This is a genomic window from Klebsiella sp. 10982 (assembly GCF_048589245.1).
Taxonomy (GTDB): Bacteria; Pseudomonadota; Gammaproteobacteria; order Enterobacterales; family Enterobacteriaceae; genus Klebsiella; species Klebsiella quasivariicola.
The window spans coordinates 25,448-31,553 of sequence record NZ_JBMAXV010000048.1 but is presented as its reverse complement, the minus strand read 5'-3'; the positions used below and the strand labels follow the sequence as shown (position 1 = coordinate 31,553).

Here is a 6,106-nt window from a genome sequence, read left to right as displayed (position 1 = left end):
ATTTTCGGGAGGTGAAGTTATGCCGCGAAACTCAGATATCGAAATAGCCTGGCGTCAGGCAATTGTCATTGAGCCTAATGGCCGTCGCACCGTGACAACGTCCGGTTTTATCCGGGAACTCGCAAAAGTTAACTGGATATGGTCACCGCGCCAGGCTAACCAGTGGATAGAGCACTATGTGACGACATTCCGGGATGTCTCAACGCAGGAAGGCGATGAGCGCACGTTCCAGTTATACAACCCAAACGGAGGGCTATAACGTGGGATTTCCGTCGCCAGCTGCTGACTATGTTGAACGGCGTCTGACCGTTGATTCACTCTGCGGTACCGGCCCCAATACTCGGATAGTACAAACAGAAACCGGCTATGCCGTAGTGGATTGCTCCGTAAAACCAAAGCAAGGAGATACCGTTTTAATTCAATACGGCGGCGGCACTGATTTTGCAAAAATTATGGGCCGGGCATTTATTACACGAGACGGTGAAGCGCTGGAAGGTGAGGCCCTGGATGATGTTACAGTTGTCGGGGTAGTGACATTCGTTATCAATCGGACAGGGAAGGATGATGATGATTGTCCAGTGTTGTGAGACATAGAGCCGTGAGCATGAATATTGATAGATATACATTCCCCAAAATGAAGAATTACATAAGATAAATCAATGGGTTGAAAATGGATACTTGAGGTAAAAAATTTACTTTAAATTGATATAATAAATAATAAAAACAATATCTTATCTGTTTTTGTGGTAGGTATTGCTGCGCCACATGCAGTGGTTCGAAGCCGCAGACCTGATCGTTAAAGGCATGGAAGGCGCGAAACTGCTGAAATGTTCAGAGTTTGGCGACGCGATTATCGCGAACATGTAATCCCGTTGGTGGATTAAGTAAAAGCGGGAGCCGATGGGCTCCCGCTTTTTTTTGATATTCAGTCAATGCTTTTGCCGGGCGCTCGCTGCGCGATGCCAGCGCCGATTTCCCGCAGCACAACGTCCATCAACGCCATGCATTTCGTGACAGGAATAGCGCAGTTTATCGCCAGATCGCAAGTGGCCAGGGATTGAACGCCGGGCGTCTTACTGATGGCCCGACCGGCCTAAACCGGAGCAGGTCGGCGAAAATGTGATGTAGCCTAAACTCAGGCTATCCGCTCACCTTCAGGTTAAACAGCCGGGACAGCGCCGCTCTGCCGCTGTCGGTCACTTGCACTTCCCGGTATCCCGGTGTGCGGGTTATCCATCCTTTCTGCTCAAGCAGCGCCATCAGCGCCGAACCGGCGTCGCCTCCCAGATGAAAACGTCTTTCACTCCAGTCGAGACAGGGGCAACAAGACTTGCGTCGCGGGCGGGCGTTAAGTACTGCGCCAAGGCGTTCAAACTGGGTTTTACCGGCTGGCGTCAGGGCCTGGCCATCTGCCGCCAGCCATTCCTCCCGCAGCATAAACTCATAAATATTGACCGCCAGCTCGCCCGCCAGGTGATCGTAGCAGGTCCGGGCGTAGCGAAGATTCACCGGCGTACTGGTGGTCAGCGCCTTATGCGCCTGCATGGAGACGCCCATCAGGTTTTCCAGCAGCCCGGCGATATGCGGGCCCGCCAGGCGGTAATAGCGGTGACGCCCCTGTGCAAGACACACCACCAGCCCATTGCTGAGCAGTCGGGCAAGATGCCCGCTGGTGGTGGAGGCAGACACCTCGGCGACCGTGCTGAGTTCGGTCGCCGTCCAGGCGAGTCCGTCCATCAGGGCGCAGAGAATACTGACCCTTGACGGGTCAGAGAGGGCTGAAGCTACCATCGCCATAGCGGTTTCCAGTGCTTCCTCTGGCTTACTGTCTTGCGATGTTTTCAGTAGATTCATTCAGAAAGTATGGCCCATTTTTCGGTCACTTCCGCTGCCCGGGTGTCATCATCGGTAATGAGAATGAGCCGGTTACGGTGGTCGCTGTACTGTACCAGAATAGTAATGCCGTTGCGGGCCAGGGTATCTGCGATTTCACCCAGCTCCCCCGGTCGTTTCTGCGGTAACTTTCGTATCAGAGGGCGGCACACACTGCTGACCGTAAAGCCAGCTTCGGTCAGTACCCTGCGGGCTTTTTCACCGTCTTCCACCAGAAAATGCGCATGTCTGGCCTCAGGCGTGGTGAATACGCCGCCGCCTTCGAGCCCCACGCCGTTGTTCCCCAGCGCCATACCCATTGCGCCAAGCGAGCCCGGCGTGTTGCTGAGAATCACGTGAATATCATACATCTGGCTGTGCCTCCCGATCCGATGCGTAATCGCGGAACACGCGGGCGACGCGTATTCTGTAGTATGAAAAGATCGATGCTTTGCCTTCGCGCTGGGCAGCCAGATGCCGCTCATTTTGCTGCCAGTTGGCCACCGATGCTTCATCTTCCCACCAGGATAGCGAGAGGATTTTGCCGGGCGTATTCAGGCTCTGAAAGCGCTCGATGGCAATGAACCCCGGCGTGTCTGAAAGCAAAGGCGTCAGCCCGGCCGCCAGCTGTAAATATCTTTCCTGTGCTTCTGGTAAGGCGTCGGCCTCAAAAAGTACCGCGATCATCAGTGTGCTCCGTGGTGAATGTCCCCGCAGTCTACTGACGGCCAGAGCAGGATGCTTCGGTGGGCAGCGAAGTATGCCTGTAGGCAGATAAGCGATGGTAATGGCAGTTTGCCAGTATATTTTCGCGCTTGTGAACGGCAAAAAAAGAAACGGGTTGATGCCATGGGGCGACTTGCGGCCTTACGGTTTGAACAGGCCAGAGCAATAGCCGTCCAGCCGCGCCGTCATGCGGTCCCGGCAAAAAGTACACTCGAACGAGCAGATAAACGCCTCGGGTGAGTCGGGCGGCAGATCTTTATCACAGCATTCGCAATTCGGGCGTCGTTCGAGCATCAACTTCTCCTGGGGTTAACGGCTCTATCAGCAGTGGTAGGGCTTTTATATTATTGCCCGGACTGGCTGCCGAGAGGGTTCGCAGCGCGTTAACCGCCATCTCAAAGCGTTGCTTTCCCGGGCTGCATCCCCGGCACGAGGATGACTTTGCGGCATGCCTCTTCGCGTTTCTCAAAGATCTGATAGCCGCGCGCGGCCTCTTCCAGCGGCATATGGTGAGTGACGATCTCCTCCGGAGTAAGCAGCCCTTGCTCAATAAGCGCCAGCAGATCCGGTAACCAGGCGTGGACGTGGGTTTGCCCCATCCTGAAGGTCAGGCCCTTATCAAAAGCATCGCCAAACATAAACCCGTTAATAAAACCGGCGTACACGCCGGGCACGCTGACGATACCGCCGCGGCGCACGGCGGCGATGCACTGGCGCAGGGCTTTGCCGCTGCTGCCTTCAATTTTCAGCGTACTCAGGACGGTCTCCGTAAGGCTGCCTTTCGCCTCGAAGCCCACGGCGTCAATCACCGCGTCGACGCCGCGATGTCCCGGCGTGTTATCGATAATCCACTGCGCCGGGTCGTCATGGGTGTCGAAGTTTATCGGGATCGCGCCATAACGCTGCTGTGCGAAATCGAGTCGGTAATCGTTATGATCGATGATAAATATCTGCTCTGCGCCATTGAGCCTGGCACAGGAGGCGCACAGCAGCCCTACCGGGCCGGCGCCAAAAATAGCCACGCTGCTGCCGGGTTTGACCTCGGCGTTCTTTACCGCCTGCCAGGCGGTGGGCAGAATATCTGACAGAAACAGCACCTTTTCATCGGGTAAGGTGTCCGGCACTTTAAACGGTCCGGTATTGGCTTTGGGGACCCGTACATATTCTGCCTGGCCGCCGGGGATCCCGCCGTACAAATCGCTGTAGCCGAACAGGGCCGCCGGTGGCGTGATCCCTTTGCGGTTGAGCGTTGCCCCCTGGCCGCTATTGGTGCTTTCGCAGGCGGCATATTGCTGCAGACGACAAAAGAAGCAGTCTCCGCAGGCGATGACAAACGGGATAACCACCCGGTCGCCTTTGCGGACCGCGGTGACCTCGGCACCCGCTTCCACCACTTCCCCCATAAATTCATGGCCGAAAATATCGCCATGGTGCGTCCCCGGGATCTTTCCGCGGTAAAGATGCAGATCGGAACCGCAGATCGCCGTCGCGGTGACGCGCAGAATAATATCGTCCGGCGCCTCAAGAGTCGGGTCAGGCATGGTGTCGACACTAACATGATGGGGACCGTGATAAGTGAGTGCTTTCATTGCGTATTCTCCTGAAGAGAGCGGCTAACCGCATAAGGCCCAGGGTATCGTGACCCGACGCGCTTGCTGCCGACAAGTCACCTTAAAAAATAAAGCGTAGAGCACAAATAATGTAGCTGCGTGATATTCAAGTCGCTGAGCGTATTCTACGCTTCGCTTATTTCACGTCTGGTTTGTTTAAATTATTTGTCTATTTTCATTAAGCGTACTAGCCTTAATCACGCATGATATTCGCTCCATTTTTTATTTGATAGCCGCTCCCCCAGCGGCTTTTTTTATTGATAATTTTTAGAAAAGTTCTGAATTTCAGGCTGACGAAGCGTATCGGTGCCGCTTCGTTATATCACCCAATCGGAGTACTTCGCAGGTATAGATAATGGGAGGAATGCAGATATTATTTCCCTGAACACAGTGAGTTACCAGAAAAAGTACCGCCTGGTTATTTTTAAGGTATCTTGTAGAATAATTCCGAATTGCTGCTAAAAGACAGCGGAAAAACGGAATAATAATTTGACTAACCAGCATTACCCGCTAGATTTAAATATCGAACGACGAGTGATACGGAATATTTTCGTATCGTACTGACATAACCGATATACATGAGGTGAAATATGGCAGAGCATCGTGGTGGTTCCGGTAATTTTGCTGAAGACCGTGAAAAAGCTTCTGAAGCAGGTCGTAAAGGTGGTCAGCACAGCGGCGGGAACTTTAAAAATGATCCGCAGCGTGCGTCCGAAGCGGGTAAAAAAGGTGGACAAAACAGCCACGGCGGTGGCCGCAAGTCCGATAATTCCTGATTATCCTTTTCCTTGCACCCTGAAGTGAAAGTATTTCCTGCGAGTCTGTATAGACTCGCAGTTATTTTCTGACTCCAGAAGGTATTTCTATGAATATGAAAAGCATTGAAGATGTATTTATTCACCTGCTCTCAGATACCTACAGCGCAGAGAAATAATTAACCCGCGGGCTGGCTAAACTGGCCAGAGCGGCGTCCAGTGAAAAACTCAGCGCGGCGTTCAATGCTCATCTCGAAGAAACCCAGGGCCAGATTGAACGTATCGACCAGATTATCGAGCAGGAATCCGGCCTGAAGATCAAACGCATGAAATGCGTGGCCATGGAAGGATTAATCGAAGAGGCCAATGAAGTCGTTGAGAGCACGGAAAAAAATGAGGTACGTGATGCTGCGTTAATTGCCGCTGCGCAAAAGGTCGAGCATTACGAAATTGCCAGTTACGGTACCCTGGTCACCCTGGCGGAACAACTGGGTTACAAAAAAGCGGTTAAATTGCTGGCCGCAACGCTGGAAGAAGAAAAACAAACCGACGTTAAATTAACCGATTTGGCGGTAGGTAATATTAATAAAAAAGCGGAAAAATAAACGCTCCCTGACACGAGGAAATGACGATGAATCACGTTGAACATTATCATGACTGGCTACGCGATGCGCATGCCATGGAAAAGCAGGCAGAATCCATGCTGGAATCGATGGCTGGCCGTATCGATAATTATCCCGATCTCCGTGCCAGAATTGAACAGCATATTAATGAGACCAAACGGCAAATAACCGTGCTGGAAGAGATCCTCGACCGTAACGAGATTTCGCGATCGGTGATTAAAGATTCGATGAGTAAAATGGCGGCTCTTGGCCAGTCCATCGGCGGGATGTTTCCTTCCGATGAAATCGTCAAAGGTTCGATCAGCGGGTACGTCTTCGAGCAGTTTGAGATCGCCTGCTATACCTCTCTGCTGGCGGCGGCTGAAAATGCGGGTGATACCGCCTCCATCCCGGCGATCGAAGCCATTCTGGCGGAAGAGCAGGCCATGGCCGACTGGCTGATCACACATATTCCTCAGACTACGGAGCAGTTTCTCCTGCGTTCAGATGCTGACGGCGTAGAAGCGAAAAAATAACCCAG

Annotated in this window: 8 protein-coding genes and 3 pseudogenes; 6 read left to right on the top strand and 5 right to left on the bottom strand. The window is 52.8% G+C overall.

Annotated elements, in window-relative coordinates; genetic code table 11:
* Window positions 1-19: 19 nt before the first annotated feature.
* The 3 genes and pseudogenes from ACKLKD_RS24230 to ACKLKD_RS24220 form a co-directional block, all read left to right on the top strand.
* Complete coding sequence (locus tag ACKLKD_RS24230) at window positions 20-259, top strand: hypothetical protein (protein ID WP_023284987.1); 240 nt, start codon at window positions 20-22, stop codon at window positions 257-259.
* The gene (locus tag ACKLKD_RS24225) at window positions 216-587 is read left to right on the top strand and encodes a hypothetical protein (protein WP_032437619.1); all 372 of its coding nucleotides are present in this window, start codon (window positions 216-218) and stop codon (window positions 585-587) included. Before ACKLKD_RS24230 ends, ACKLKD_RS24225 begins: the two co-directional genes overlap by 44 nt.
* Before the next feature lie 163 nt (window positions 588-750).
* Window positions 751-867 (top strand): annotated as a pseudogene (locus ACKLKD_RS24220) (hypothetical protein); the annotation flags it as partial.
* Window positions 868-1,140: 273 nt separating this feature from the next.
* On the opposite strand, the gene ACKLKD_RS24215 reads toward ACKLKD_RS24220, so the two are convergent.
* The 5 genes and pseudogenes from ACKLKD_RS24215 to ACKLKD_RS24195 all read right to left on the bottom strand — a co-directional run bounded on the left by ACKLKD_RS24215 (window position 1,141) and on the right by ACKLKD_RS24195 (window position 4,187).
* Entirely contained in the window at window positions 1,141-1,854 is a 714-nt protein-coding gene (locus ACKLKD_RS24215) for an ArsR family transcriptional regulator (RefSeq protein ID WP_025713467.1), read from the bottom strand.
* Window positions 1,851-2,243 carry an amino acid-binding protein gene (locus ACKLKD_RS24210; protein WP_080897236.1) on the bottom strand — a complete coding sequence of 131 codons (393 nt, stop codon included), beginning with the start codon at window positions 2,241-2,243 and terminating at the stop codon, window positions 1,851-1,853. Before ACKLKD_RS24210 ends, ACKLKD_RS24215 begins: the two co-directional genes overlap by 4 nt.
* Entirely contained in the window at window positions 2,236-2,559 is a 324-nt protein-coding gene (locus ACKLKD_RS24205; RefSeq protein ID WP_087805958.1) for an antibiotic biosynthesis monooxygenase family protein, read from the bottom strand. The genes ACKLKD_RS24210 and ACKLKD_RS24205 overlap by 8 nt, the downstream gene beginning before the upstream one ends.
* 201 nt (window positions 2,560-2,760) lie before the next feature.
* Window positions 2,761-2,892 (bottom strand): annotated as a pseudogene (locus ACKLKD_RS24200) (DUF1272 domain-containing protein); the annotation flags it as partial.
* Window positions 2,893-2,993: 101 nt separating this feature from the next.
* Window positions 2,994-4,187, bottom strand: a complete 1,194-nt coding sequence (locus tag ACKLKD_RS24195; protein WP_080897232.1) for a zinc-dependent alcohol dehydrogenase — start codon at window positions 4,185-4,187, stop codon at window positions 2,994-2,996.
* A 611-nt stretch (window positions 4,188-4,798) separates the two neighbouring features.
* On the opposite strand from ACKLKD_RS24195, the gene ACKLKD_RS24190 reads away from it, so the two are divergent.
* The 3 genes and pseudogenes from ACKLKD_RS24190 (at window position 4,799) to ACKLKD_RS24180 (ending at window position 6,101) form a co-directional block, all read left to right on the top strand.
* A complete protein-coding gene (locus ACKLKD_RS24190) occupies window positions 4,799-4,984 on the top strand; it encodes a general stress protein (RefSeq protein ID WP_004150795.1) in 186 nt (61 codons plus the stop codon).
* A gap of 89 nt (window positions 4,985-5,073) precedes the next feature.
* Window positions 5,074-5,568 (top strand): annotated as a pseudogene (locus ACKLKD_RS24185) (ferritin-like domain-containing protein).
* A 26-nt stretch (window positions 5,569-5,594) separates the two neighbouring features.
* Complete coding sequence (locus ACKLKD_RS24180; RefSeq protein WP_025713462.1) at window positions 5,595-6,101, top strand: ferritin-like domain-containing protein; 507 nt, start codon at window positions 5,595-5,597, stop codon at window positions 6,099-6,101.
* The last annotated feature ends 5 nt before the right edge of the window (window positions 6,102-6,106 follow it).